The following is a 25,675-nucleotide window of genomic DNA, read 5'->3' as shown; positions in this document are numbered from 1 at the left end:
AATGAGTTTGCAATGAACGACAAGAACCTCCTACTACCTGTCGAAGAATGCTCGCTCTCGCGGCGCAGCCTGTTGCGGCAATGCGGAACCGGGCTGGGCGTGTTGGGATTGGTCGGCTTGCTAGGCGACGATGGTCTGTTGCAAACCGCTCAGGCGGGTGCCAATCCGATGATGCCGCGGCCGACTCATTTCCCGGGCACCGCCAAACGCGTCATTCACCTGTTCATGAATGGCGGTCCATCGCACGTCGATACCTTCGACCCCAAAACCGCACTGCAGAAATACGACGGCAAGAAATTGCCCCTCGACCTGCGAACCGAACGCAAGACGGGTGCCGCCATGGCATCCCCGTTCAAATTTAAAAAATACGGGGAGTGTGGACTCGAGGTCAGCGAACTGTTCCAGAAAACCGCCGAACACATCGACGACATCGCCGTCATCCGCTCGATGTACGCCGACGCGCCCAATCATGAACCGTCACTGCGTCTGATGAACTGCGGTGAATCGCGGCTTGTACGTCCCAGCATGGGGTCCTGGGTCACCTACGGCATGGGCACCGAAAACCAAAACCTGCCGGGGTTCGTTGCGTTGTGCCCCAACGGCTACCCAACCGTTGGAACACAAAATTGGCAAACCGCGTTCCTGCCTGGCGTGTTCCAGGGAACCCACGTCGACACTCGCCATCAAGACGTCAAAAAGCTGATCGAAAACATCGTCAACCCGCACACGAGTTACGAACAGCAAAAGCAACAACTCGAGGCGTTAAAAAAACTCAACGCGATGCATCTCGACCAACGCGGTCCCGATCCGGCTCTGAACGCTCGAATCCAGTCCTATGAGCTTGCGTACCGAATGCAAATGGAAGCAACCGATGCCTTCGACGTCAGTCGCGAGCCCAAGCACGTGCTTGAAGCTTATGGCGAGGGCGTCCAAGCACGGCAAATTTTGATCGCCCGACGGCTCGTCGAACGCGGTGTTCGCTACGTTCAAGTCTGGCATGACAAGGGCCAACCGTGGGACAATCACGATGACCTGGAGGTCAACCACCGCAGACTGGCCGGACAATGCGACCAAGCGATTGACGCCTTGCTGAACGATTTAAAAAAGTCAGGGCTGCTCGAAGACACGCTGGTGATTTGGGGAGGCGAATTCGGCCGCACGCCCGTTGTTGAGATGCCCACTAAAGGCTCCAACGCAGGCAAGATCAACGGCCGCGACCACAACCATTACGGGTTCACCGTTTGGATGGCTGGCGGCGGCGTCAAAGGCGGACAAGCTTATGGTGCGACGGATGAATTTGGTTTTAAAGCGGTTGAAAATCGAATGCACGTGCATGATTTGCACGCAACGATTTTGAAACTGCTCGGATTCGACCACAAGAGACTCACCTACCGCCACGCCGGCCGTGACTTCCGTCTGACCGATGTACATGGCGAAATTCACGAAGGACTGATCGCTTGATATTCGCACACTAACCGTCTCGGCTTCCACCCCGCTATACTCCCGATGTGATTGGTCAACGCAAACCAAATTTCGCAACTCAACAGGGAAACAACATGAGCCGGGCTTTATTGGTCATTGACGTGCAACGGGAATATTTTGACGGTGCCTTGCCGATTACTTACCCGGTCGGACACCTCGATCGCATTCTCAAGGTGATGGACGAGGCTGCCAAAGCCAACGTGCCCACCGCGGTCATTCGTCATCACCAGCCCGATCCGGAATCACCCATGTTTCGTCTTAATTCGGACATGTGGCAACTGCACAAGGAAGTCGAGGACCGCCCGCGAGACGTCTTGATCGACAAGCAACTGCCTGGATCGTTCACCGGCACCGATCTCGATAAGTGGCTCAAATCGGTCGACGCGGACACGGTCAGCATCTCGGGCTACATGACCCAAATGTGCTGCGACACGACCGCCCGGCAAGCATTCCATCGGGGTTACCAAGTTGAATTCCTGAGTGATGCCACCGGAACATTGAACGTCGAAAACGAAGCCGGTTCGGCAAAGGCGGAAGAACTGCAGAACTCCATTCTCGTCGCCCAGCAAATGTTCATCAGCGAGGTAATCGACACCGACAAATGGTTAACCCGTCTTAGTTAACGACGATTCGCACCGACTGACTTTTTCTGCACACCGCTTTCTCGAACCATGAATTCGCATGCGTATCCAACCTGTCTCCGCCGTCAATCTTGAAACGCCGTATGGCCCGATGCACACGCATTTGTTCCGGCCTGACCGGCCCGGAAAATATCCAGGCGTGGTGCTGTTTGCCGAGATCTACCAAATGACGGGCCCGATCGCGCGCACCGCAGCAATGATCGCCGGTCATGGATTTCTCGTCGCGGTCCCTGATGTCTATCACGAGTTCACTCAGCCCGGGGAAGCGTTTGCGTATGACAAGCCGGGCACCGACCGTGGCAACGCATTGAAGACGACGAAGGAACTCGCCAGCTACGATGCGGATGCTCGGGCAGTCATCGACTTTTTTGGCAACGATCCCGGATGCACCGGACGTGTCGGTTCGGTGGGAATTTGTTTGGGAGGGCACCTCGCATTTCGGGCTGCGATGAATCCCGAAGTCGAAACGGGCGTTTGCTTCTACGCCACTGACATCCACAAAGGCAGCCTCGGCAAAGGCATGGCCGACGACACGCTCGCCCGCATCCCAGAAATACAGGGCGAGATGATGATGATTTGGGGGCGTCAGGATCCACACATCCCCAACGAAGGCCGACGAATCATTTACGACGCCATGACAGCTGCCGATACGCGGTTTACATGGCATGAATTTAATGGCGAGCACGCATTCATGCGCGACGAAGGACATCGCTACGACCCCGCACTGGCCCAACTGCTCAACACGATGGCATGCCAACAGTTCACGACCTGTTTGAAATAAGCGAGTGTTTTTTTAAGCAGGTCGGTAGGAATCATTGGGCAGAAACCTACGTGCCATGAGGGCGTTAACCTGGCCTGCTAAATCATCGCAACGTCGTGGAACGACAAGGGCACGCCAGCATTGCTTCCGTTCTTAGTTGCGATGGGACGTTGATTGTTTAAGTGCCTTTCCTAGCGGAACGGCGCAAGCCGTCCGGTGACTCGGGACCGGACGGCTTGCGCCGTTCCGCTAACAACCTTAACCGGCCCGGGGTTTTGCTTAACGTGACATGTTATCAATGTCATAGTCAAACCCACCCCCATACATATTTGCCTCATTACCAAATCGGCCACCGTCATCGACGCGGTCCCAACCGACGCCGTAGAGTTCGAAGCCTTCGCCAACATTGTGGTAGACCAACGGTCGATCGATAAAGGGATCCATGGGAACGGACGACAGGAACTCTGGCACCAATTCCTCGAGGCTGTCGGGACGATGGCCTCGTTGCGACTCAAACCAGCGAATCGCAAGCTGCGTCTTTAATAGTCGATTCATAATGTCACGCCGGATGATCGATTCCTCGGTCGCTTGGAGTGTCGGCGTCACGACGGTGTGGCAGTGCTCGGGTTTGGCCGATGACAAACTAAACGCCACCAAACTGAGACGGTAACGCCATCCAAAATCGCGTTCACAATCCAAATCAGCAGCTGCTTTGTACGACGCCAGCGTTTCACGGTTTTGTTCAATCGTGTCCAGTTCGGCAATCAGACCAGGAATTCGTTCGATGGGTATGTCGTCGCGAATGGTCGCCAGAATTCGATAGCCGCTGGAAATCTCGATTGCGATTCCCATCAAAGAATGTGAAAGCGTGCCGCCTCGTGCGAGTCCGGCGCCCATCCTCACGCTTTGCAGAGCATGCTCGAGCGCATCACCATAACGCTGCTGCATCGCGGCATCTTGCGAACGTTGCTGCATGCTTCGTGCGACGGCTCGAAAAGCAGTGAACTGTGCACTGAAATTCGCATTGAACTGATGATCACCGCGAACCGCAAATCGCTCATTCAAAAGCGAATCGAACTTTTGCATGGTTGATTCAGGAAGCGGATCCTTTGCCGCGTTAACCAACGGTTGCAATCGTAAAACTTCCGACCGCAACGCCGCGTACACAGCTTGCTCGGAAGGCACGGAGGCGAAGGTTCGCGGTGGCAGAGACGGAATCATTTTCGCGTAAATCGGCAGGATGCTAGCGAGTGCTACCACAGTCAGGGTGATCACGGCGATACGGGCTAACGTGGTCACGGCTCGACGTGACCCAACCGCTTCAAGTTGCCAACAATACCAACCCGACGCGACCGCGATGCAAGTGGACGCCAGCAACACGAGTGTAAACCCACGAGCAGTCACCGCCATCGCGAACTGAGCTTGATTTGCACGGAGTGTTCCGTAGGCAGACGTTTCGCTGCACCATCGCAACGTCGGGCCGAGTTGCTGTTCACCCAGCAACACCACCGCGATGAGCACCACGAATGCGAACAACTGAGTCGGCAGGTGACGAACGACCGCAACTGCGGCTACCAACCAAGTGGTTGTGACAACCAAGCCTGCCGAACCCAGAAAGTGGCCAACATCCTCGATCGGTTTGAGCCGCAACGCGTACATCGTGATCGCAGCTGCGAAAGCGAGTAATCCGGTGACCAAAAGTGCATCCGACAACGAAAACTTGAAGCCGGTTTGCTGGCGTGATTGCCCCTCACGCCTCGGCGTTAATGGACCGCGAGATTTCAATCGCTGAAACAACGAAATGAGTCCCAACACGACGGCGAAGAACACAAACCCGAACACCCATGCCATCTCGCGCCAGCCCAACCCCGGCGCCCGAGCACCGACCCGATCGAGGCTGTAGCACGCGACTACGCAACCAATGACGGCGCTCAGCACCACCATCCAACGGCCGGCAGGTTGGAGCGGAGCAATCGATGGAGCGGAAACTCGCTCGGACCACCATCGCAGCGGCATGAGCGATGCCACCGACATCAGGATCATGAACACGAACCACACAATCGGTTGATAGGCTCGGATCGGCAACAATGCCAGGACGGCAGCGAATGTGATACAGACGCGAGCAAACCACCATCCGCGACCAAACACAATCCAGATTGACAATAGGCAACCGAGCACCACGACAATCGCCATCACCTCGATCTGTCCACGGATCTCGGGATACAAAAACAACATCTCGTTTCCGGACAAAAGCGTGTCATCGGCTGCCAAACCCTGTACGTTGAGGGCGACCGTAGGCCCCGGTATGATACCGCAAACCCATTTCGCTATTCGGCCACGCCCCCCCTTTTTAAAATGTTCTCAGATGCCAGCGATCGACCTGTTACTGTTTGCGTCGCTCTGCCTCATCGTTGGCGTGGTCGTCGGCTGGACGATCGGGTACAGCAAGGGTAAGGCTAAAGGCGACGCTGAGGGAGACGCCCGTTGCCATGAGGTTGAGAATCGCCTCCGAGAACTGCAGAACCAAACCAAAGAACTGCTCGGCATCCGGGACTAAGCTTAGACAGGAATTGCCCGCAAAAAACCGATCGCGGACGAACTGAGTTTGTTTATCGGCTCCATTGTCCCGCAGCGAAGTCCAAAAACATCTTCCAATCGGTTTCTGAAATCATGTGAGCACCACTGCGAATATGATATCCGGTTTTGCCGATGTGTCGGGGCGTGTTCAGTGGTGGCATTTCCGGATCGGTAATCACCTCCTCACCCAACAATTGATAGACCGGTGCCGCTGCGACGACGGATGCGTACTCGCCTTTGGGATCGGCCCATAAATCGAGATCGGCGCTCGCGACGTACACCGCTCGCGGCGCGATCAACGCCAACAGTTCGTGTTGGTCCACGGGCAACTGGTCTTCACGCTCCGAATAGGCGGTGAAGTTTTCACAGAACCAATGTGGGAACACGGATGTGATCCGGCCCACCGTTTCGCCAAAACGACGACGTGAGATCGCCGCCCCACCACATCCCGAATCGTTGCTGTAGGCGATCGAGAACCGCGGGTCTTCAGCCGCCGCCCACAATGCCGTCTTGCCACTGCGGGAATGTCCTCCGACTGCGGTGCGTGAAGAATCGATCTCCGGCTGTGCGACCATGTAATCAAGCACCCGACTCGCCGCCCAGCCCCACGCCGACAGGCCTCCCCAGTCATCATTTTGCAGCGGCTGTCCGTTTGCAAAAAATGCCCGAATCCCGTCGGCATATCCATCCTTGCGGTCTGGATCGACATCGGATGTGTGGAACGTCGCGATCGCATATCCGCGGTCGATGATCGTGCGTTTCGCCCCGGTTGAGGCTTCTTCTTCGATGACAGACTGGACCGTGTCTGGCCTGCGATTATTGATGAACACAATTACCGGCCCGGGCTCTGTCACCGCATTCGGAATGAATACCGTAAAGGGAAACTTGAATTCGCGTTCGCCGATGGTAACGATCGCTTGCATGTCTCTCCCAGTGGCTTTTCCCTCAAAGACGTCATCCGTTTCGGCCAACACTTGGAAATCAACGTGATACTCAGTAGTCGGTCGGCGACCATACACCTCGCGTCGAAACACCTCCACCAATTCATCACGTCGCCCGTTAATCCAATCCTGCTTCGAGGACACTGAACGTCCGTCCGCCATCTTCAACGGATCGGGAAGTGTAAACGTGGGAACTTTCGATTCCTCATAATTGAATTGAGGATTCCGCGCAGAGTCTTTCGCAACCTGGGCAGGGTCTGCCTCCCAAGACGAACCAGCTTGTTGTGCAGAAACTGGATTGATGGAAACACACAACGACAAAAAGACAATCACTCGCGAGTTAAGATGCATGTGACTCAAAGGTTAAAGGCGGGTTGAGTTTGTAATGCGTCACACTCTAACAGATTCACAGTGCCGCTTCTTACAACCGAGTCGCCATATCCCCTTTTTAGATTGATCACAAAACAGGGCAGGATAGAGGGGACGTCGATTGTTTTAGCGGAATGGCGCAAGCCGTCCGGTAACGCTTCACCGGACGGCTCGCGCCGTTCCGCTACGTTTGAAATGCCGCAGCAATTTACTCGACGTCCCAGCAGGACAGCGCAAAACAGGGCAGGGCGGCAAAGGACAAGACAATGGCGTAACAACACTGCCACCTATCCACAAACGTTCAGCTCCGCATTCCAAACGCGAGTACAAGAGAACGCTAATCCGGACATGAATGCGTCCTCACGCAGTCAGCCTTACAAGCACGTCTGCGAGTCGTTGGTATTGCTCGATCGAGTTGTAAGCCTGAGCGGAGATTCGCAGGCAACCGATGCTATCGGCGAACCGGATGACCGGAAACTCAAAGCGATGTTCATCCCGGAGTCTTTTGCCAATCTCTTTGATCTGATCCGACGTGCAATCACGCCATGCCGGAATCGGGATCGTGGCGAGACTCCCGAGCATGGACTCGGGCACCGGCTCCTCGATCCCGAGTCGGTCGAGAATCAAACGGCGCGCCGAGACGACCAAATCATGATTGGCTCGCATCAGAGCTTCCAACCCACATCCTGCAGGTTGCGGATGCAGACCACTTAAGAACTCAATCGCCGTGGGGAGTGCCAACAGCGGTGAGGGATCGAACGTCCCGGGCCAATTGAAGTTGGCTTGAAACTTGGTATCGCCAAATCCGTCGAGATTGGCACCACGACTGATTACCGCGGGCACAATCTCATCCTGCCACTCCTCTCGTGCGAAGAGGAAGCCGGAAACTTTGGGGCCACACCACCATTTGTGATGATTCGCAGTGTAGTAGTCCGGGTTGGTTCGCTGCAGATCCACCTGCAACATCCCTGGTCCATGCGCCCCATCGATCATGACTCGAATTCCGCGTGCGTGTGCCAAGTCAACGATTTCGTCTACCGGCATAACGATCCCCGTCGGGCTCGTCACGTGGTCGACCAACATCCACCGTGTCCTCGGCGTCAGGCAAGCGGTGATGGCGTCGACCACGTCATCGGGACCACTGATGGGGAATGGGATGTCTGCGGTAACGACGGTCGCGCCGGCTCGCTCGGCCGCGTAACGAACGGCATTATTGCATGCGTTGTAACCATGGCTGGTGATGAGAACTTCGTCACCAGCTCGCAACGCGATCGATCGAACGACCGCGTTGACTCCATCGGTCGCATTGCGAACAAACACGACGTCACGAGGGCTCGCGTTCATGTGCTCCGCCACGAGTTTGCGTACTTGATCCAACTTGGGCAGCAGCGTCCGCTCAGGCGCCAAAAATTCAATCGGCTCTTGCTCCAAGCGTGCCATCCATGCTTGCTGGGCCGCCAAAACACATCGAGGCGTCGCACCAAAAGATCCATGATTCAGATAATCGATGTCGGATCGGAGAGTCCAGTGATCAGCGAGAGGACTTGCCAACTTGCGTTCTCTTGAGTTTGTGGATAATAGCGAGCGTCCTTCCGGAACACCGGCAAATAGTGACGATGTCGGTTCGATCGGGTGGATGACACCCTGACCGAAAACATAAAGTGAGCCGCGAGGGCCTCGATGGGAAGTGGGGCGTCTCAGAGAGCCCTTTTTCGCCACCAACACGTGACCACCCCCGCCGCCCGCACAACAATGCCTCGCACAACAAAGCCCGCAAATGGACCTGTTACCCGACGTACGCCAATGGTTGCTGGCCGAACTACCGGCCCGACGAATTACGAACGTCCGCAACCTGCAAACGCTGTGGAGCGGTTACGGTGCGATCCTGCGCGTCGGCCTCGAAGGCGGCCCCGCGAACTCGGTGATTGTCAAACAGGTCACCCCACCAACAGAAAAAGACCATCCGCGAGGTTGGAACACGACTCGGTCGCACGAGCGCAAACTCCGCTCGTACGAAGTGGAATCATGTTGGTACCGATCCTGGAGCGATCGGTGTGACCCACGCTGCCGCGTCGCCACATGCCTTGCGCAGGGTGACATCGAGGGTGGTCAGATCTTGGTGCTGGAGGATCTCGACGCCGCGGGCTTTCCTATCCGACGCCAACGCCTCGGCAGAGACGGTGTCGCAGCGGGGCTCCGCTGGCTCGCTCACTTTCACGCCAAATTCATGGGCGAGGATGGCGACGGGTTGTGGCCTAACGGAACATACTGGCATCTCGAAACGCGACCAGATGAATGGCAATCGATGCCAAATGGTCCACTCAAAGACGCCGCGGTTGCGATCGATCAGCGATTGCAATCGGTTGAATTCCAAACCCTCGTTCATGGCGATGCCAAAGTCGCAAACTTCTGCTTCGCCAATGACTTTGACAGTCCTCCTGCCGTCGTTGATTTCCAGTACGTCGGGCGTGGATGCGGAATGAAAGATGTAGCGTATTTTCTAGGCAGTTGTTTGGACGAAACCGAATGCGAACGTTCGCAAGAGGCTGACCTAAAAATTTACTTCGACACGCTCAGCCAAGCACTCGGCGGCAGCGGACTCGACGTGGCATCGCTCGAATGTCAGTGGCGTGCAATCTACCCAATCGCCTGGGCCGATTTCGTGCGGTTCCTCGAAGGCTGGTGCCCCGGTCACGCCAAACTACATCGCTACTCCCGCAAGATGGTCGACATCGCTATCGAATTGTGCGATCACGCTTAGCTAACCGTGGGGGCGGAATCTGTCTTCCCGCAACACACGCCGCAGGCGATTCGCCCTATTCACTCGCGGCGGGACACACGCCCCCGTCGGGCTAGGATTGTGCTCACCGAAACTCGCAACGGGTAACACTACCGAATGGTCACGAGCCACAACGCAGCAGACTGCGCGGGGTGACTCGGATCAACGTTGAGTGAAAGAATTACAGAGTCTAGAATGTGCACCCTGTCTTGCCGCGCCAGCGGGATGGCGAGGGATCTCTGATTGATGACAATTGTAGGGTGTCGTCGCATGTCGCCAGCCAACGCCGTACGGTGCTGGGACGAACACCCAGCTTCACTAGAATTATTAAATTTCAGATAGTGAGGACAGGCGTTTCGCCTCCAGATCGACCGACCACCTCGATGCCGAGCCGATGCGTCGCGTGAGCTATAATGAGTTACCCGGTTGCGTGAACCCAGCCGCTGCCCCCGCTTGGCGAGGCGAAATTCGTGTCCGTTGCTCCCAACGTGGTGGTGTTTTCGGCGACCAAGCATGATTCGAAAAACCGTGAGCCCGTCCCTGTCGGCCCAATGAATTCGTCTAGAAACCTGCCGACTCGGATTACCTTGCTGGAACGGGCACAGTCCGGGAAGGACCATCCCGACTGGAATGAATTGCTGCGATATTACGAACCGTTCATTCGCCGGTTCTTGATCGGGATGGGCACCTCCCCGTCGGATGTGGATGACGTATCCCAACAAGTCCTTTCGCGTGTTTGGCAGGAATTGGAGAATTATCGTCGCGTCGAAACGCGTGCTCGTTTTCGAACCTGGCTGACACGTTTGATTCTCAATGTCGCTCATAATGACTACTGGAAACGCAAGCGTGCCGAGCGGGTGGGTGGCACCGATGTCGACGAACTGGAAAACCTGCCTTACGAAGATCCCGAATTGGAACAGCGGATTGAAGCGGAATGGCAAACGCACGTCGTCCGGCTTGCCATGAACCGAATGAAACAGGTCTTCTCGGGGAATGCGATCGAAGTATTTCTGCGGAGTACCGAAGGCGAGTCATCGGCAAAGATCAGCGAGGACTTAGGCGTGAGCGTTCAAAGCGTTTATGTGCTGAAGAATCGTGTCAAGAAACGACTCGCTCATGAAGTTAAACTGTTGCGAGAACAACTCGAATTCCCGGACTCACCAGAATGAAATCTGATCTCTCTCATGATTCCTGGGATGAAACCTCAGAGGAGGCGTTCAGCCGAATCGATCCCCTCGCAAAACTCCTGTACGAGGCATCCAACGAGATCTCCGCAGACGAAATCGACGAACATTCCGCGCTTGGTGACATCTGCCCGCTGTACACGGCTATCCTTAAAATCGAGGACCGATATCAAAACCCCGAATTAATCGGCCGGGGAGGAATGAAAGAGGTCTTCCGTGTCTACGACGCCAAAACGGTACGCCATGTCGCGTTGGCCAAACCTCTACCGAAATTCTCCCACGATCAATACGACGCGTTCTTGCGGGAAGCACACCTCACCGGCCGCTTGAAACACCCCTGCATCATCAACCTCTTCGATATGGACGTTGACTCCGAAGGGCGTCCGTTCTTTACGATGGAGTTCAAACAGGGACGTTCGCTGCGGGCCGTACTGGACGAACTTAGACACGGCAGGGAACGCGATCGATTCACGCTGCGAAAGCGATTGATGCTCTTCATGCGGGTCTGCGAAGCGATCGCGTACGCCCATTCACAACGCGTGTTGCATCTCGACATTAAGCCTGAAAACATTCAGATCGGCGAATTTGGCGAGACCCAAGTTTGCGATTGGGGCTTGGGCGTTGTCATGCCGAGCGACGACTCGCAGCACGATTCGGAAGTGTTTCTCGACCCTGATTTGTACGGTCCGCTGCTCGATGCGGTGAAGGGGACACCCACATACATGTCGCCCGAACAAAAGGATCGTCGCGCTCGCAAGACACCGCAAATGGACATCTACGCACTCGGCTGCGTTCTTTGCGAGGTCGTGACACTCGATTCAATTTCGACGTTCCGCAAATCACGTCCACCGATCGATTCGGCATTGTTAGCCATGATCGACAAAGCGACCGCAAACACCCCCGCCGATCGCTACGCAGACGTCAATTGTTTGCAAGAAGACATTTCTCGCTTTCTGGCCGGATACAGCGCGTCGGTGGAACAAAGCAGTGTCTTGCGTGAAATCGGTTTGTTCTGGCGTCGTCACCGCGATGTTTGTGCCGTGGCACTAGGAGCGGTCACAATCCTCCTGCTATGTGCGGCCTTCTTTATCACGCAACTACGGCAGAAACATCAAACCGCTGTCGCCGCTCGTGCCGATGCGGAAAGGGCATGGATCCGCGCCGACACCGAACGCGCGCTGGCAACCGTCGCACAGAAAAACGCTGAACTCGCACAGAGAAGGGCGGAAGACTCACTCGCAATGTACGTCGTCGAGAAAAACAAGTCCGAAGAACGACTCAAAGCGCAAGTCCAATCGGCGGTGGCCTTGTCAGACGATCTAACCAGCATCCCATTGATCCCACAGGACACCTTTGCAACGACAGTCGAACTGTCGATGCAGCACATCGACGCGGTGCTATCGAACGAGCCCCCACCGGAGTCTCGTGTATGGCACAAGAAGTTTTGGCTGTACTTTCTGAAACAAGATTTCCCATCAGCAACTCAACTGCTCGATGAAGAAAAGGGAGTCGAGCCCGATCTGGCTGACTTTGCTCGAGAATACAACGAGAAGGTGCACACGAATAATTTTCTTGCCACGCCGGATTTTGTACAGTTGATCAGCGACCTTTGCCATTCCAGCCGGTTTCGAGCCCCTTTGGCTGAAAAGATGCTGATCTATGACCTGCAATACCCACGTCCAATCGAAGACCGTGTCAAAATTGTTCGTTCATGGGTCCTGATCAATAATCACGAGCCAGATGACCTGGAATTGAATTACGACGCGGTCACGCACGCACTGCGCCTTCGCGGGAATGTTCGATCACTCGTCCGCACCCTCTCATCGCCGTGGCCGCCTGGTGTCCGCGTGAATCTTCTTTACACACTCAACCCGAAGATGCTCGACGTGCGAGGGACCAAGATCAGCGATCTAACGGAACTCAGTGATCTCGATCTCATCCATCTCGACATTCGCGACACCAAAGTCACTGATTTGTCACCGCTGGTTCCAAGCCGTAGCCTGCGCAGCGTGATTGTCAGCGCCGGTCAGTTTCCCGATGCCCAACTGGCACTTCTTCGAGACACGACTGACATCGAAGTTGTTGAACAGCAATAGCTGAATGCCTCTCGAAGGGGTCACCCATACTTCTGTCTGCGACAGTGCTTCGTCCGCTTGCAAACACGAAGTGGAACCGAACAACGCACACCGTTTCGCAAACGCTTCTTAGGCGTTTTCGCCTCTCACGTCGCTGAGTCGCTCCGCGGTTGTGAAAGCGGGTGACGCCCGCAATTTTCGGTCTCGGAGAGTCCGAGCCACGTGAGCCACATGAGAAGTGGCGTTCTCCAGCGAAAGCACTTGGGCGTTGCCGGTATCAAGACTTGCTGCAAAACCAAACGGCTCGCGCCGTTCCGATACATTTCCTAGCGGCGACGAAGCACTTGTTCACCAGTATCAATTCGATGCAAAAAGCCCGCACCACAGAGGGGAGCAAGCAATAGCATCGCTGGCCCCTTTGCACATCAAGTCATCCCAAACTTACATCTGCGCACAACACAACCGCGACAAAAGAGCCCACTCCCTTTTCAAGGTCTCCAATAGACGCTTTGGGAATCAGAACGCCACTCACAACGGCTGAAGTGGGATTAATTCCAAATATTCCCTGACACCGTGTTAAGGATCGTGAATTCCGCTTGTTTAACGTAATAGAGGACACCTTTAACAACACTGATTGACGCGTCGCAGAACACTACGCCCACCGGTAAAGAGCGAGAATCCCTCCCCCCTCCGACGCGCATCAAAACACTGCAGGACCCCCCCACATGAAAACGATCGCACACCTCATCTTGGCCCTATTCGTTTCCGCACCATTGGCGTGCACCATCGGCTGCGGGGGCTCCAATCAACCGGTCGACGTGCTGGAAGGCCAATCCCGAGAAGACCTGGACGCTCAAGCCGAAGCAATTTCAGCCGAGTTTGAAAGTTCCGTGGAAGATACAGATATGCCAGGGCCAACCCCCGAAGAGGAAGCGATGAACCGATCCTAACAGGCGTTCATCGGGGTCATTTGACAACCACTCGTTGTGCCCATCTTAAATGGGGCGATAAAGCAATCTCAGCACGTCAACATTGATGCTGACAACGAATCATCTTTGCATTTCAAGAGAGTAAAAAACCATGAAAACACTACCGCATCCAAAACACCGCCCGAGCACAAAAGGCTTCACGCTCGTCGAGCTGCTCGTCGTGATCGCCATCATCGGTGTTCTAGTCGGCCTACTGTTGCCTGCCGTCCAAGCGGCTCGGGAAGCAGCCCGGCGGATGAGTTGCAGCAACAACTTCAAACAAATCGGGCTGGCAATTCACAACTACCATTCCGCCTACAAACAGATTCCGCCGAACATGTCGGGAACAGATGCCCGTGGTAGCGCTAACAACGCCATGAATAATGCGTTGCTGCTCAGCTGGCTCGTTCCTGTCACCCCGTTCATTGAACAACAAGCGATCTGGGAACAAGTCACCAACGGCGTCGACTCAGAAGGCGATCAATATCAACCGATGGGCCCAGCACCTTGGTATGGCGGCTTTCAACCTTGGGCGTTGGACATTCCCGCCTTCAGGTGCCCAAGCGATCCGGGACGCGGCCTGCCTTCCCTCGGACGCACCAACTATGCGTGCTCCCTCGGTGACAACCCTCGCATGACACACTCCGGCGGAAAAAACCGTACCGATTACTATGACTGGAACGGCACCGCAGCATGGCCGGGTTGGAACGCCGTCCAAGACCTCGCTGCCCGAACGAATAGTGACCTGCCAAACGTCGCCGCATGGGTACGCGGAAGCAACCGAGGCATGTTCTGGAGTCGACACGTGACGAAGTTCCGCGACGTGCTGGACGGTCTTTCCAACACCATCGCTGCCGGCGAAATTGCAACGAGTGTCGGACAGCAAGAACTGATTGCTGAGGTAGCCCAAGGCGCGCACTACAGCAGCTTGTTTACTCCCTCGAAGTGTCAAGATTTGGCTGATCCGACTCGGCCCCAGTTTTACCCCAGCACGCAAAATGTGCTCGCGGGAAACCAGAGCCGAGGATCGCGATGGGCGGACGGGCGCTGGGTGTTCTCAGCGGTCCATACCGTCTTGCCTCCTAACTCAGCAACGTGCACCACAGGTGGAGACAACGGGCAGGGAATCTCCTCCGTCTCAAGCCGCCACCAAGGCGGTGCCCACGTCCTGATGGGCGACGGGGCCGTGAAGTTCATCACCGACTCGATTGAGGCGGGCGACGCAACCGCCGCCCCAGTGCAGAAAGGTGAGAAGAGCCCATACGGCCTCTGGGGTTCACTCGGGACCCGAGCCTCTCGAGAAATCATCTCGGAAGACTTCTAATCCGAAAAAACACCTCGGCAATGACGCCCTGGTGAACTCGTCACCGAGTCTCTCGACGACTCGGCGAAACGAAAGACTTAAGCTCGTCAGACCAGCCCCACAAAGGCTGGTCTGTTTGCGTTCATGGCGGACGTAATCGCTTGCTCATTGTGTTTGAACATCGTCCAGCCCTTCAATTAAATCGACAGCACAACCACCTTTATCCGCCGATTTGCACCCTCACACGGTCTTGTCGGAAAACCTGTAGATCGAGCAACCAAACATCGCGTCCATGCGGAACGCACCCGCATTGAGCCGACTACACATCAGATGTTTTCAGGTGAGCATCAAGTTTGCCACTCACCCCGACGTGATGCCACGATCTAATTTTGGGGCGTGCCCTGCCGTGAGGATATCCATCGGATAAGATCGGACGAGACTTCGGACTTGGGATTGGCAGCGGGAGTGGACGTGTGCGTATCGAAACGGCTGAAAACTGGACACATCTTCAAGATTTGCTACTCGATGGCGCCTGGAATGATCAATTGGGACGCTTTCGATCCTCGTGTGCCTTTCGAGGATTGTCCGACGCATCCTATCCCCTCGACACCACGTTGATCCGAATGGGAGGAGCGTTCGACCGACTCGAACAGCACTTGCTCCGCAACTTTAAAAAGTACGCGCACCGGAACGTGATGGCCCGTGACTCGTATTGGCATTGGCTAGCACTGGCCCAACACCACGGCTTGCCCACGCGTCTGTTGGACTGGACCCACTCACCACTGATCGCAGCTCATTTCGCGACCGCGAGCACAGAAAAAGGAGATCTCGATGGAGCCATTTGGCGGATCGATTACGAACGACCCCACAAACTCCTACCAGCATCGATTCACCAAGCGTTACAGAAAGAAGGCGCCAACACGTTCACGACCGACATGCTCAACCAAATTGTTTCGTCGTTAGAGGAACTGGATCGGATGTCCGAGGAACCTTTTCTGTTGTTCTTGGAACCGCCGTCAATGGACGACCGAATCGTCAATCAGTATGCACTCTTTTCGGTCATGTCAAACGCCACCCTAGGTCTGGATACTTGGATCGCCGAACATCCCCAACTCTGCTCCAAAATTGTGATCCCCGCTGCCTTGAAGTGGGAGATCCGCGACAAGCTGGATCAATGCAACATCACCGAACGTGTGTTGTTTCCTGGGCTGGAAGGCCTGAGTCGATGGCTACGTCGACACTACAGCCCCAAATCGCCTCCCGTGTAGACACCCTGAATTGGCCTGCGATTTGCAACCGTTCGTCTGTCATACAAACGAACAATTCCCAGCAAACCGTGTTTCGCCGATCGTCATCCTCACAACGTTTCATGCGTGCGGATCACGATCAGCGTGCCGAACGGTGATTTCTCGAATATCAGAGGCAATGATCGATGTCCACACTCAATGTTCACTGGCGACACACCGCGTTTTCACATGATGCCGGCCTGCGAACCAACGACAACGCGTCAGGCACCGACACGGACATTGCCAGAACCGGCGTCCTCAGCGACGAACATCAAGAAGTCAGTGACCAACGTCCGGTATTGGTCGAAGATGCGACGGGTCGCGTCTATCGAGCCTCTGATTTGCCCCCAAACACACGCGTCGTGGTGAGCGACATCAATCGATTCGCCGACCCCATCGTCGAGCATGCGAAACAGGCGGGTTTTGAAATCGCAAAGGAAGCCTAACGCTGCCAAGACGAAGAGGCGAGAGCTTACGGCAAACCGACAAACATCAAATTCCCCCACCCCACGTGTGCGCCGGATCGATCTTTTGTTCGAGTTTTCAGGGCAGCCCGCTCGCTATACGGCATATCGAGCCCAACGCGGTCGCGGTAATGATAGACAACACGATCGTAGATCGGCGAGAAACGACCGCGTGAATCCGATGAGATGCGTCGATAGTGGTACCGGCCATCAACGCTGTGATACGGTTCGTACGGCACGTCTTCACCGAGGTTGTACCGTGCGGTGTATTCAAACCCCAATGCAAGTCGGTTGTCGTACGCGCCATACAAATCGACTCCCTGCTTCCACGCCATCTCGCAGGCGCAGCCGAGGAATCCAATCCCCATTTGGGTATGTGCCTGGTCGCGACCACTTTCCTGGCACTCGCCAAATTCGTTGAAGTAATTTCGAACGGCGCCATTTCCTTCCCCGTGTAAATAGTAATCCACCGCACGGTCGAACATCTCGCGATCATCCAGGAACACTCCCATAGCGATCATCGTCTGAATCATCGAAGCGTCCCAATTCCCGTTCGCCGTGGGATAGAAATCTTGAATCGCGGGATAAAAGATCTCCCGCAACATCCGCTCAAACTTGTCTTGATCGGCGGGCAGCCAACCGGCATCGGTATGGCGGATCAATTCGGCAGCGTTACAAAACTTAACGCCCATCATTCCGATCAGCAGTTTTGTGTCGTGACCAGACACGACCTCCAGGGTGGATGACCACGCGTTGAGAATTTCAATCGCCTTTTCAGAGTGAGCTTTCTCTCCGGTAAGACACCACTGCAGTGCATGCGTGTATGCCGCTGACGCGTCACTCGCCATTTCCGAACTTCCTATGTTCGGGTTGTTGTACGGCCCCCGCACCACCTTTGCGTATGGCACGGGGACGTGTTCGAGCGATGCCGGACTCGATGCCCGTAATCGATCCCATGCCGACTTCCAAGGCTCTTCCGCGTTGCTAATTCGTTCTTTGACGAACGCGAGTTCCTCGGTCGTGTGCAACAACCCTGGATGGATAAACGGCTTGGACGCTTCGTCAACCTCATCGGCGACCAACAGATGCGTTGAGAACAACACCATCATGCAGACGACCCAATATCGAGTGAGGTTCATAGCAGGCTCTTCAAAAAGGACGGGTTGGAGTGGACGGTATTCCATCATCAATCGATGGAAAGTGAGATCGCAGAAAGGGCGGATTCACAGAACAACGCTTTAATGGGTCAACACCCAGCGTGACTCTCTCATTTCGCTTAGCGGAAGATTGAATGTCATCTGATAGGTCTTCGACACTGAATCAAAATCGGTTTGCCAAAAATCATTGCCATGGACGGACTGATCCAACGCGATTCGCTCACCATCAACAACTTGAAAGAGTCGGCAATTGCGAATGTCGTCTAAGCCTTGAAATTGGATCGGAACGGCACCCACGCCGCCTTGAATCGTCACGGTCACCTCAGGCTCTGAGACCTGGACAACAATCGGATAACTCGAAATCTTGCGTCCGCCCACGACGTGCACGTCGAGCTTATTGCCGCGTGCTTCGCGATAGGTCGTCTTCCACGAGTTCGGGTTTTCGGCAAGATGATTACGAAAACTCTGATTCGGGCCGTAGTAGTCATCTGCCTGCCGTGGCAACGTGATCAACTCTAAATCCATCTCGATTTGATCGCCTTTTGTGAATTGGCGGATGCCGTCGGGAGGCAGCAATTCGAGATCCAAATTAACCGGGTTGTCGGCATGGACAGGACTTCCGATGGTGGGCTGCGCGTAGGTTTCACCACCGATCACTGCTTCGAATCGCCGGACGATCAAAGCCCGGTAACCGTTAGGCATGTTATTCTTCGCGGGCGTCTCTTCCGCTCCCGTGAAAGCGATCCAGTAAGGTGCATCGCCCGACAGTTCGACCTCATCCACCCATCGCTGCCCCTTGGTGAGATCGGCAGGCGTTTTAAGAGATTCAATCAGACCGCCCGCATGTCCATAGTCGAGTCGCGGTGTTCGGTAGCTGAACGTTCTCCCGAGTTTGAACAACCAGATGTCGTCCGCCTCAACGTCTCGCTCGAACGTGTACCGAAGCTTCTGAAACGTTCGGCAATAGTCGTCGGTACGCAATGTTTGCACGCGTGCCGCAAACGCGACTTCCTGATTCTCGCCGTAGTAGCCTTCGTGCCGCACATCAGTCAAACAGGGGCCATGCGAGACGTACGCGGTCTTGACACCATTTGGTAGGTATTTCTTCTGCTTCGCATCCCGGATGTTTAGCCAATCGCCGCCCCAACCGGCATTCGTCCATCCCCACTTTTTCCCCTGACGTCCGTTACGCGTCATTAGCGTGCGGATATCGGTAATCGCGACATCCACCAAACTCATGTCCACATCAAAGCAAATCGTTTCGCCCCAACATCCGATCGCCAATTGGTCCCAACGACCGTTCCCCCCGTATCCGATTAAGCACAACTGGGCGTGACTGGCCGAGGGCAGAGTCCCGTAGAAACCGTAGGAAAACCGCAATCGATACGTCGTCGACTTTTCCGCCGGCAACATCATGTACGTCATCACGTACGACCCCATCGGCGTGTAGTGCCAGTTCTTACTTAGCTGAACAGGGATCCCCGTAGGTCTCCCTTCCTCATCACACAAGATCGGGCACACACCGATCACATTGGCAGGAGGACGCATATCAACCAGCAATGGAACGACCGCATGAGGGCCACCACCAGAAACCGTCACGTCAAACTCGTCATAGTTCCGGATGTCGGTGTTGCCCGTTTTCCAGCGTCGCCGCAACTGGTTCACCGAGGCCACAAAACAACTTTTCTGGTCATCAAATCGCACGGGTATCGCGGTCCCACTTGCAGTCGCAACCGAAACGTTCGGTACTGATGCGTCGGCAACAGGCGTGATCGGACAGGTCACTGTCACGTCGTATTCGCGTTCACCGTCCCACGGACCGTCAACGGTGATCGATTCACGCCAACTGCCCGCTTCACTCGTCAGTCCCAAACTCAATACACTCGTCGAGCATTTGAGTTCGCCGGAAACGATCAGGTTAAACGTGATCGAACCGGGCCACGCGACCAAATCAAGACGAGCGTCGCAGTCGAGTCCCTTGCCAGCGGCATCGCGGAAAGCGAGTCCCAGAAAATCGTAGTGCTGAACGTAGCGTCCTGACTCCCACATGCGTACCGAAGACAAACGCTTGACACCTTCTTCTAGTCCTGCCGCACACGTGCTTGCTCGATATTTCGTGCCATCAATGTCGATCTCAATCAACAGTGTCGCGGGTGGCAGCTGCTTGAACTTCTCCGCCTTATGGCGTGCCGCCTGAGCGTAGGACTGCGTGCTGGCAATCCGGCCCACCCTCACGTTTCGAAAATCGGCGACATCGAGTGTGAAACCGTAACGATTGGTTTCGATTCCAAAGATGTCCGCGCTGTGGTCATTGGCATTCTTTCGCCAGCCATTCTGCCAACAACTGAATGTGTATTCATCAGCCACGACGCTCGCGCTGACGAGCAACACCAATGCCCAGCCCCATACCATCGAGCTCCATCGGCACGAGCTCAGCCCACCATCGTCACGGCTAACGCGAGAACAGAGCAGGGGCGACGCCGGCGTGCCTTCGGGACCGCACACCAAACGCTGCATCCACGACCACGCAAAAGAAACGCGATTACGCATGGGTCGCGACAGCAAGGGTCCACGCAACTTTTCACGACTCGAGCCCGGCAAAGAACGTGAATCAAACCGCGACTGACGCGGACCAGCGACGAAGCATCGAAGATTCATGGGCTTGCAGCAGGAATAAAGGTGGGAGTGCCGGCAGGGGAGGCCAGCATGGGGTAGGGCGGGGCAGGGCGGGGCGGGGCAGGGCAGGAGTTCGACGGGCGTTTTTTGGAGCGACCCATTCGAGCGATTTCACACCCTAAACAGGTCCCAACCGCGTTTCCAGCCCGTTTTGCGGATCAAAAATAACCAATTGCGACAACGTCGTCTCAAGTCATGGGCAACCCAAAGCGGTGTCGTCCGACGTGAATCCACTCTCTCCACGGGTCAAATGTTCACGGCCCCGGCACAACATACAGCAATCTCGCCGGCGACTCGTCGAGAATGTTTAACGCAAGTCATGAGGCATGATCACTCAATCTAAACATCGGTTTGCTAAAAATCCGCCGTCGCTCACGGGCGATTCCAGTCGCGGCGCCGACCGATTCCGGACCGGTGTCTTCCCCCAACATAAGCGAATGACTCGATGGCATTTCAGTGGCTTGCTAACCGTTGCTTTACCGCGGTCCACCGTCAGAATCTGGTTTACAACACGTGCTGGGAGGATCCGGAGATTGATCGCCAAGCTCTCGAGCTAGGCCCCAATGACAACGTCGCGCTGATCACATCGGCCGGATGCAACGCGTTGGACTATGCGTTGGAAAGCCCACGTGAGGTCCATGCGATCGACGTCAATCCGCTGCAAAATGCCTTGCTCGAGTTGAAACTGGCCACGATCAAGTCACTCGCACACGACGATTTCTTTCGCCTCTTCGGCCAAGGCCGCCATCCGCAATGGCACTCACTCTACAAGGACGCCGTTCGACAACACCTCAGCGATCAGGCAAAACAGATTTGGGATTTGCGTGGCAACTTCTTTGACGGCAGCCATCGAAGACGCAGTTTTTACTTTCGCGGAACCGCCGGTTTGTTCGCTTGGTTGATCAACGGTTATGTCAAACGATCACCCGAGCTTCGCGCGGCCATTGACGAATTACTCGACGCACCGAGCGTCGAACATCAACGTGAAATCTACTCACGCCGAAATGTCGATCGTCTGCTGTGGACTCGGCCGCTGCGTTGGGCGCTGCGACGCGACACCACGATGGCAATGCTCGGCGTGCCGCGTAGCCAACGAAATCAAATCGACCAGGGTTATCCCGGCGGCATCGCCGACTTCATTCAAGATCGGATCGCATCGGTCTTCCAAAACACACCACTGAAAAAAAACTACTTCTGGCGAGTCTATCTGACGGGCGAATATTCGGATCAGTGTTGTCCCGAATACCTCCGAGCGGTCAATTTCGATCGATTCAAATCGGGCCTCGCCGATCGCATTTCGGTGCACACGTCAACGATGGAAACCTTTTTGACCAACCACAACGGTTCGATCTCGCGGTTCGTCCTGCTGGACCATATGGATTGGTTGTACGATCGCTATCCGGAACACTTGGCCAGCGAATGGCAGGCGATCCTCGACCGGGCCGCCACCCACTCCCGAATCCTGTGGCGCAGCGCAGCATTGAAAGTCGACTTCATCGACCCGTTGCGAGTCTGGTACGACGGGCGACGTTGCCGTTTAGGTGATTTGCTGTCATACCACACCGACTTGGCGAAAAAACTCCATGTCTGTGACCGGGTCAATACCTACGGCAGTTTCTACGTTGCGGATCTCAAAGGCATGGCAGCATGAGTACTTGGGCGAGTGATTTACGCGTCCTTCGACAACTGCTGCTGCACCGCACGACGGGCTCGACGCACCAAGATCGGCTAGAGAGTTTTTACGGCAAACAGGCCGGTGACTACGACGGCTTTCGATCCCGGTTGCTGCATGGCCGACAGCCGCTGATCGAACAGCTCGACTTCACCGACGGAGGTGTGTGGGTGGACTTGGGGTGCGGCACGGGCGAGAACGTGACGCTGGCGGGCGATCGAGCAGGGTGTTTGTCGGAGGTGCATTTGGTGGATCTATCGCCTTCGCTAATGGGTATCGCAAAGCGGCGAGACCTTGCCGGGCCGGTCGTCAGAACGCACCTCGCCGACGCGACCACCTTTCGAGCGATCGACCGCCCCGCGGACCTCGTGACGTTCTCGTATTCGCTCACGATGATTCCGGATTGGTTTGCCGCGGTCGATGCAGCGATCCAACTGCTCCGCCCGGGTGGCCGCATCGGCGTCACCGATTTTTACGTTTCTCGCAAACACGCCGATCCCCCACTGCGTCAGCACGGCTGGCTTCGCAGGGCGTTCTGGCAACACTGGTTTGCCGCGGACAACGTGTTCCTCTCCGGCGATCACCTCGCGATGTTGCAGCGAAAGTTCAAGACGTTGCACCTTAGCGAACATACCGGCAAGGTTCCCTACCTGCCAATGCTGCGGGCCCCGTACTACGTATTCATTGGACAACTCGATTGAAGCAGCGAATTGGACGTCGCCCCCCGGGACGTCTCGCCGAACCAACACGGGCCGCCGAGGATGTGGCAAAAAGTCATAGAGTCGATCGTGATCCGGAACGCTCACATCGGCAGAACACGGCACTCCGGGAGGCGAATCCTGACGCCTCAGCACAAGATCAAACTCTATGGAACACGCGGCTGTCTCTGCGATCTCGGCCGAGCGTCGAGCGAATGCCGTGAATCAAAAAAATGCACGCCCCGTCGTCTGGTTTCGGACTTCGCGTGTAGCTAGATTGTTCGGCTATGAATACGAACAATCTTTTTGATCTCAGTAATGATGTCGCCGTTGTGATCGGTGGCACGGGCGAACTCGGCGGCCACATGGCCGAGGCTCTCGGGAGTGCGGGGGCCAAAATCGCGGTGCTCGGCCGGAACGCCGAACGCGGGAACGCCCGGGCGGAAAAAATCATCAGCGCCGGCGGTGAGGCGAAATTCTTTGCCGCCGACGGGCTCAGCAAAGAATCACTCGAATCGGCTCGCGACGCCGTCACGGCTTGGGCGGGAACGCCTACCGTGCTCGTCAATGCCGCCGGGGGCAACCACCCCGATGCCACCATCCCGCCAGGCGGCGATGTTTGCAAACTGCCCGCCGACGCTTGGCAAACGGTCTTCGACCTCAACCTCGTCGGCGGTGCATTGTTGCCGAGCCAAGTCTTCGCCCCGGCGATGATCGAAGCCGGTGCGGGTAGCATCATCAATATCGCGTCGATGTCCGGGATCATCCCGCTCTCGCGAGTCGTCGCTTACTCAGCCGCCAAAGCTGCCGTGATCAACCTCACCCTCTGGCTCGCCCGTGAATGGGCAACCACGGGAGTCCGCGTGAACGCGATCAGCCCCGGTTTCTTCCCCGCCGAACAGAACCGCAAACTGCTCTTCAACGAAGACGGCACCTACACCGAACGTGGCGGACAGATCATCGGGCACACCCCGATGGCCCGCTTTGGCACGCCAGAAGAACTCGCCGGCGCAGTCATTTGGTTAGCCAGCCGGAAGGCATCGTCGTTCGTCACCGGCCAAAACATCGCCGTCGACGGCGGATTCGCATCGGTAACGATCTAATCGTTCGCACAATTCAGTTTGCCAAACTCACCAAGAGTTACGACGAATCGTCACTTCCGAACCGATTCGCTCACCCGAGTGATGTGTCGCAAACCGTCTCCCAAAACACTTCTCCATCCTCAACACTGAAGTCTTCAGCATGAAAATTCCAGCCGCCGGTGCCGATCTCGATTTCCTGGCTTTGGGTGCGTTGGTGCACCGACTCGATCCGGGCGTGATTCCGTTTCGCACCGCAACCAATTTTGAAGTTCATGTGTCCGGTGGCGAATACAACTGTGCCGCCAACCTGGCGTCCTGCTTCGGTCTCTCGACCGGCGTGGCGACTGCCATGGTCGACAACGGCATCGGCGAACTGATCCAGCGACAAGTGCGGGCGATGGGTGTCCGACCGTTCTACAAGAACTTCAAACACGACGGTGTTCGCGGACCCAACATGGCGACCGTGTACAGCGACCGCGGCCAAGGCGTCCGTCCTCCTGTCGTCTTTTACAACCGAGCCAACGAAGCCGGAGCGATGCTCAAACCGGGCGACTTCGATTGGGACAAGATCTTCGCAGGTGGCGTTCGCTGGGTACACAGCGGCGGTATCTTTGCGGCCCTGTCGGAAACGACGTCGCAAGTCGTGATCGAGATGATGGAAGCTGCTGGACGCCACGGCGCGATCCGCTCCTTCGACTTGAACTACCGAGCCAAACTTTGGGACACCATCGGTGGTCTCGCCAAAGGCCAAGAAATGATGGCCAAGATCGTTAAGAACGTCGACGTTTTGATCGGCAACGAAGAAGACCTGCAAAAGGGATGCGGCATCAAAGGGCCCGACGTCGAAGAGAAATCTTCTGGCGGATTGGACCCGAAAAACTTCTTCATAATGATCGGCGACGCCGTCGAGAAGTTCCCGAACGTCAAAGCGGTCGCGACGACTCTACGCGAAGTCCACTCGACCAACCGCCACTCATGGAGCGCCGTGTTGTGGCACGAAGGCAAAGAGTACGCGGCACCGACCGCGGAACTCGATGTGATCGACCGCATCGGCGGTGGTGACGGATTCGCATCCGGTTTGATCTACAGCCTGCTCGATGGACGTGCTCCTGAAGACGCACTTCGCATCGGTTGGGCTCACGGCGCGTTGCTCACCACGTTCACCGGAGACGTCAGCCGGGCGACACTTCCAGAGGTCGAAGCCTTCGCCAAGGGCGGGTCCGCCCGCGTGCAACGCTAAACATTACCGCCGAATCCTCGCGAGCCGGTACATGCGGAGCTTCCGCATCACCGGCTCTCGTTGTTTTGATCGACAACAACCCCGGCAGTGAGCCGAGCGCCGTGGGGCGTCGATTTAATTACTGCGGAATTTCGAAACATAGGGGTAGGGAAGTCCGGTTGAGCCGGACTCCCCTCCCTCCGAACCGTACGTGCGGTTTTCCCGCATACGGCTCTCCGGTTAGCAGTTCCCCAATAGGGATTGTCCGAAACGATTGTGGGCCTCCCGCAGACTCCAGAGACCCGCTGCCGTAAAGTAAGCATTCGGCCACCGCACCGTCCG

General features: G+C 56.0%; 20 protein-coding genes. 15 read left to right on the top strand and 5 right to left on the bottom strand.

Going from position 1 to position 25,675, the window contains the following annotated elements:
- Positions 1-12 precede the first annotated feature (12 nt).
- From NB063_RS28180 to NB063_RS28170, 3 genes are all read left to right on the top strand, one after another.
- Positions 13-1,461, top strand: a complete 1,449-nt coding sequence (locus tag NB063_RS28180; protein WP_250932407.1) for a DUF1501 domain-containing protein — start codon at positions 13-15, stop codon at positions 1,459-1,461.
- Between the two features lie 95 nt (positions 1,462-1,556).
- Positions 1,557-2,105: a cysteine hydrolase family protein gene (locus tag NB063_RS28175; protein ID WP_250932406.1), complete on the top strand. Its 549-nt coding sequence runs from the start codon at positions 1,557-1,559 to the stop codon at positions 2,103-2,105.
- A gap of 58 nt (positions 2,106-2,163) precedes the next feature.
- Complete coding sequence (locus NB063_RS28170) at positions 2,164-2,904, top strand: dienelactone hydrolase family protein (protein WP_250932405.1); 741 nt, start codon at positions 2,164-2,166, stop codon at positions 2,902-2,904.
- Positions 2,905-3,162: 258 nt separating this feature from the next.
- Here NB063_RS28170 and NB063_RS28165 read toward each other — a convergent pair whose 3' ends face one another.
- Positions 3,163-5,118, bottom strand: a complete 1,956-nt coding sequence (locus NB063_RS28165) for a hypothetical protein (protein ID WP_250932404.1) — start codon at positions 5,116-5,118, stop codon at positions 3,163-3,165.
- A gap of 130 nt (positions 5,119-5,248) precedes the next feature.
- On the opposite strand from NB063_RS28165, the gene NB063_RS28160 reads away from it, so the two are divergent.
- Positions 5,249-5,440 (top strand): hypothetical protein, encoded by a 192-nt coding sequence (locus NB063_RS28160; RefSeq protein ID WP_250932403.1) that lies wholly within the window; start codon positions 5,249-5,251, stop codon positions 5,438-5,440.
- Positions 5,441-5,492: 52 nt separating this feature from the next.
- Here NB063_RS28160 and NB063_RS28155 read toward each other — a convergent pair whose 3' ends face one another.
- Positions 5,493-6,752, bottom strand: coding sequence for an alpha/beta hydrolase family protein (locus NB063_RS28155; protein WP_250932402.1), 1,260 nt, complete (start codon positions 6,750-6,752; stop codon positions 5,493-5,495).
- A gap of 378 nt (positions 6,753-7,130) precedes the next feature.
- A complete protein-coding gene (locus NB063_RS28150; protein WP_250932401.1) occupies positions 7,131-8,321 on the bottom strand; it encodes an aminotransferase class V-fold PLP-dependent enzyme in 1,191 nt (396 codons plus the stop codon).
- Positions 8,322-8,547: 226 nt separating this feature from the next.
- Between NB063_RS28150 and NB063_RS28145 the strand changes: the two genes are divergently transcribed.
- The 7 genes from NB063_RS28145 (at position 8,548) to NB063_RS28115 (ending at position 16,811) form a co-directional block, all read left to right on the top strand.
- Positions 8,548-9,531 carry an ecdysteroid 22-kinase family protein gene (locus tag NB063_RS28145; protein WP_250932400.1) on the top strand — a complete coding sequence of 328 codons (984 nt, stop codon included), beginning with the start codon at positions 8,548-8,550 and terminating at the stop codon, positions 9,529-9,531.
- 569 nt (positions 9,532-10,100) lie between these two features.
- A complete protein-coding gene (locus tag NB063_RS28140) occupies positions 10,101-10,718 on the top strand; it encodes an RNA polymerase sigma factor (protein ID WP_250932399.1) in 618 nt (205 codons plus the stop codon).
- Entirely contained in the window at positions 10,715-12,829 is a 2,115-nt protein-coding gene (locus NB063_RS28135) for a serine/threonine-protein kinase (RefSeq protein WP_250932398.1), read from the top strand. The genes NB063_RS28140 and NB063_RS28135 overlap by 4 nt, the downstream gene beginning before the upstream one ends.
- Before the next feature lie 704 nt (positions 12,830-13,533).
- Complete coding sequence (locus NB063_RS28130) at positions 13,534-13,758, top strand: hypothetical protein (protein WP_250932397.1); 225 nt, start codon at positions 13,534-13,536, stop codon at positions 13,756-13,758.
- 130 nt (positions 13,759-13,888) lie between these two features.
- The gene (locus tag NB063_RS28125) at positions 13,889-15,100 is read left to right on the top strand and encodes a DUF1559 domain-containing protein (protein WP_250932396.1); all 1,212 of its coding nucleotides are present in this window, start codon (positions 13,889-13,891) and stop codon (positions 15,098-15,100) included.
- Between the two features lie 452 nt (positions 15,101-15,552).
- Entirely contained in the window at positions 15,553-16,347 is a 795-nt protein-coding gene (locus NB063_RS28120) for an FRG domain-containing protein (protein WP_250932395.1), read from the top strand.
- Between the two features lie 164 nt (positions 16,348-16,511).
- Entirely contained in the window at positions 16,512-16,811 is a 300-nt protein-coding gene (locus NB063_RS28115) for a hypothetical protein (RefSeq protein WP_250932394.1), read from the top strand.
- Between the two features lie 26 nt (positions 16,812-16,837).
- On the opposite strand, the gene NB063_RS28110 is transcribed toward NB063_RS28115, so the two are convergent.
- On the bottom strand, positions 16,838-17,968 hold the full coding sequence (locus tag NB063_RS28110; RefSeq protein WP_250932393.1) for an alginate lyase family protein: 1,131 nt from the start codon (positions 17,966-17,968) through the stop codon (positions 16,838-16,840).
- A gap of 99 nt (positions 17,969-18,067) precedes the next feature.
- Positions 18,068-20,536, bottom strand: coding sequence for a hypothetical protein (locus tag NB063_RS28105; RefSeq protein ID WP_250932392.1), 2,469 nt, complete (start codon positions 20,534-20,536; stop codon positions 18,068-18,070).
- Between the two features lie 571 nt (positions 20,537-21,107).
- Here NB063_RS28105 and NB063_RS28100 point away from each other — a divergent pair.
- From NB063_RS28100 to NB063_RS28085, 4 genes are all read left to right on the top strand, one after another.
- The gene (locus NB063_RS28100; protein ID WP_250932391.1) at positions 21,108-22,313 is read left to right on the top strand and encodes a DUF3419 family protein; all 1,206 of its coding nucleotides are present in this window, start codon (positions 21,108-21,110) and stop codon (positions 22,311-22,313) included.
- Positions 22,310-23,035, top strand: coding sequence for a class I SAM-dependent methyltransferase (locus tag NB063_RS28095; protein WP_250932390.1), 726 nt, complete (start codon positions 22,310-22,312; stop codon positions 23,033-23,035). Before NB063_RS28100 ends, NB063_RS28095 begins: the two co-directional genes overlap by 4 nt.
- Before the next feature lie 284 nt (positions 23,036-23,319).
- Positions 23,320-24,135, top strand: coding sequence for an SDR family oxidoreductase (locus NB063_RS28090; protein WP_250932389.1), 816 nt, complete (start codon positions 23,320-23,322; stop codon positions 24,133-24,135).
- Between the two features lie 139 nt (positions 24,136-24,274).
- On the top strand, positions 24,275-25,354 hold the full coding sequence (locus NB063_RS28085) for a sugar kinase (RefSeq protein WP_250932388.1): 1,080 nt from the start codon (positions 24,275-24,277) through the stop codon (positions 25,352-25,354).
- The last annotated feature ends 321 nt before the right edge of the window (positions 25,355-25,675 follow it).

Origin of the sequence: Aporhodopirellula aestuarii, assembly GCF_023701485.1 — a bacterium.
GTDB lineage: Bacteria > Planctomycetota > Planctomycetia > Pirellulales > Pirellulaceae > Rhodopirellula > Rhodopirellula aestuarii.
The sequence above is the reverse complement of the archived record's forward strand: the minus strand, read 5'-3'. Positions and strand labels throughout refer to the sequence as shown.

Coding starts and splice junctions, on each gene's coding strand:
- NB063_RS28180 (WP_250932407.1), top strand. CDS start 13: ATGAACGACAAGAACCTCCTACTACCTGTCGAAGAATGCTCGCTCTCG.
- NB063_RS28175 (WP_250932406.1), top strand. CDS start 1,557: ATGAGCCGGGCTTTATTGGTCATTGACGTGCAACGGGAATATTTTGAC.
- NB063_RS28170 (WP_250932405.1), top strand. CDS start 2,164: ATGCGTATCCAACCTGTCTCCGCCGTCAATCTTGAAACGCCGTATGGC.
- NB063_RS28165 (WP_250932404.1), bottom strand. CDS start 5,118: ATGTTGTTTTTGTATCCCGAGATCCGTGGACAGATCGAGGTGATGGCG.
- NB063_RS28160 (WP_250932403.1), top strand. CDS start 5,249: ATGCCAGCGATCGACCTGTTACTGTTTGCGTCGCTCTGCCTCATCGTT.
- NB063_RS28155 (WP_250932402.1), bottom strand. CDS start 6,752: ATGCATCTTAACTCGCGAGTGATTGTCTTTTTGTCGTTGTGTGTTTCC.
- NB063_RS28145 (WP_250932400.1), top strand. CDS start 8,548: ATGGACCTGTTACCCGACGTACGCCAATGGTTGCTGGCCGAACTACCG.
- NB063_RS28140 (WP_250932399.1), top strand. CDS start 10,101: ATGAATTCGTCTAGAAACCTGCCGACTCGGATTACCTTGCTGGAACGG.
- NB063_RS28135 (WP_250932398.1), top strand. CDS start 10,715: ATGAAATCTGATCTCTCTCATGATTCCTGGGATGAAACCTCAGAGGAG.
- NB063_RS28130 (WP_250932397.1), top strand. CDS start 13,534: ATGAAAACGATCGCACACCTCATCTTGGCCCTATTCGTTTCCGCACCA.
- NB063_RS28125 (WP_250932396.1), top strand. CDS start 13,889: ATGAAAACACTACCGCATCCAAAACACCGCCCGAGCACAAAAGGCTTC.
- NB063_RS28115 (WP_250932394.1), top strand. CDS start 16,512: ATGTCCACACTCAATGTTCACTGGCGACACACCGCGTTTTCACATGAT.
- NB063_RS28110 (WP_250932393.1), bottom strand. CDS start 17,968: ATGAACCTCACTCGATATTGGGTCGTCTGCATGATGGTGTTGTTCTCA.
- NB063_RS28105 (WP_250932392.1), bottom strand. CDS start 20,536: ATGCGTAATCGCGTTTCTTTTGCGTGGTCGTGGATGCAGCGTTTGGTG.
- NB063_RS28100 (WP_250932391.1), top strand. CDS start 21,108: ATGGCATTTCAGTGGCTTGCTAACCGTTGCTTTACCGCGGTCCACCGT.
- NB063_RS28095 (WP_250932390.1), top strand. CDS start 22,310: ATGAGTACTTGGGCGAGTGATTTACGCGTCCTTCGACAACTGCTGCTG.
- NB063_RS28090 (WP_250932389.1), top strand. CDS start 23,320: ATGAATACGAACAATCTTTTTGATCTCAGTAATGATGTCGCCGTTGTG.
- NB063_RS28085 (WP_250932388.1), top strand. CDS start 24,275: ATGAAAATTCCAGCCGCCGGTGCCGATCTCGATTTCCTGGCTTTGGGT.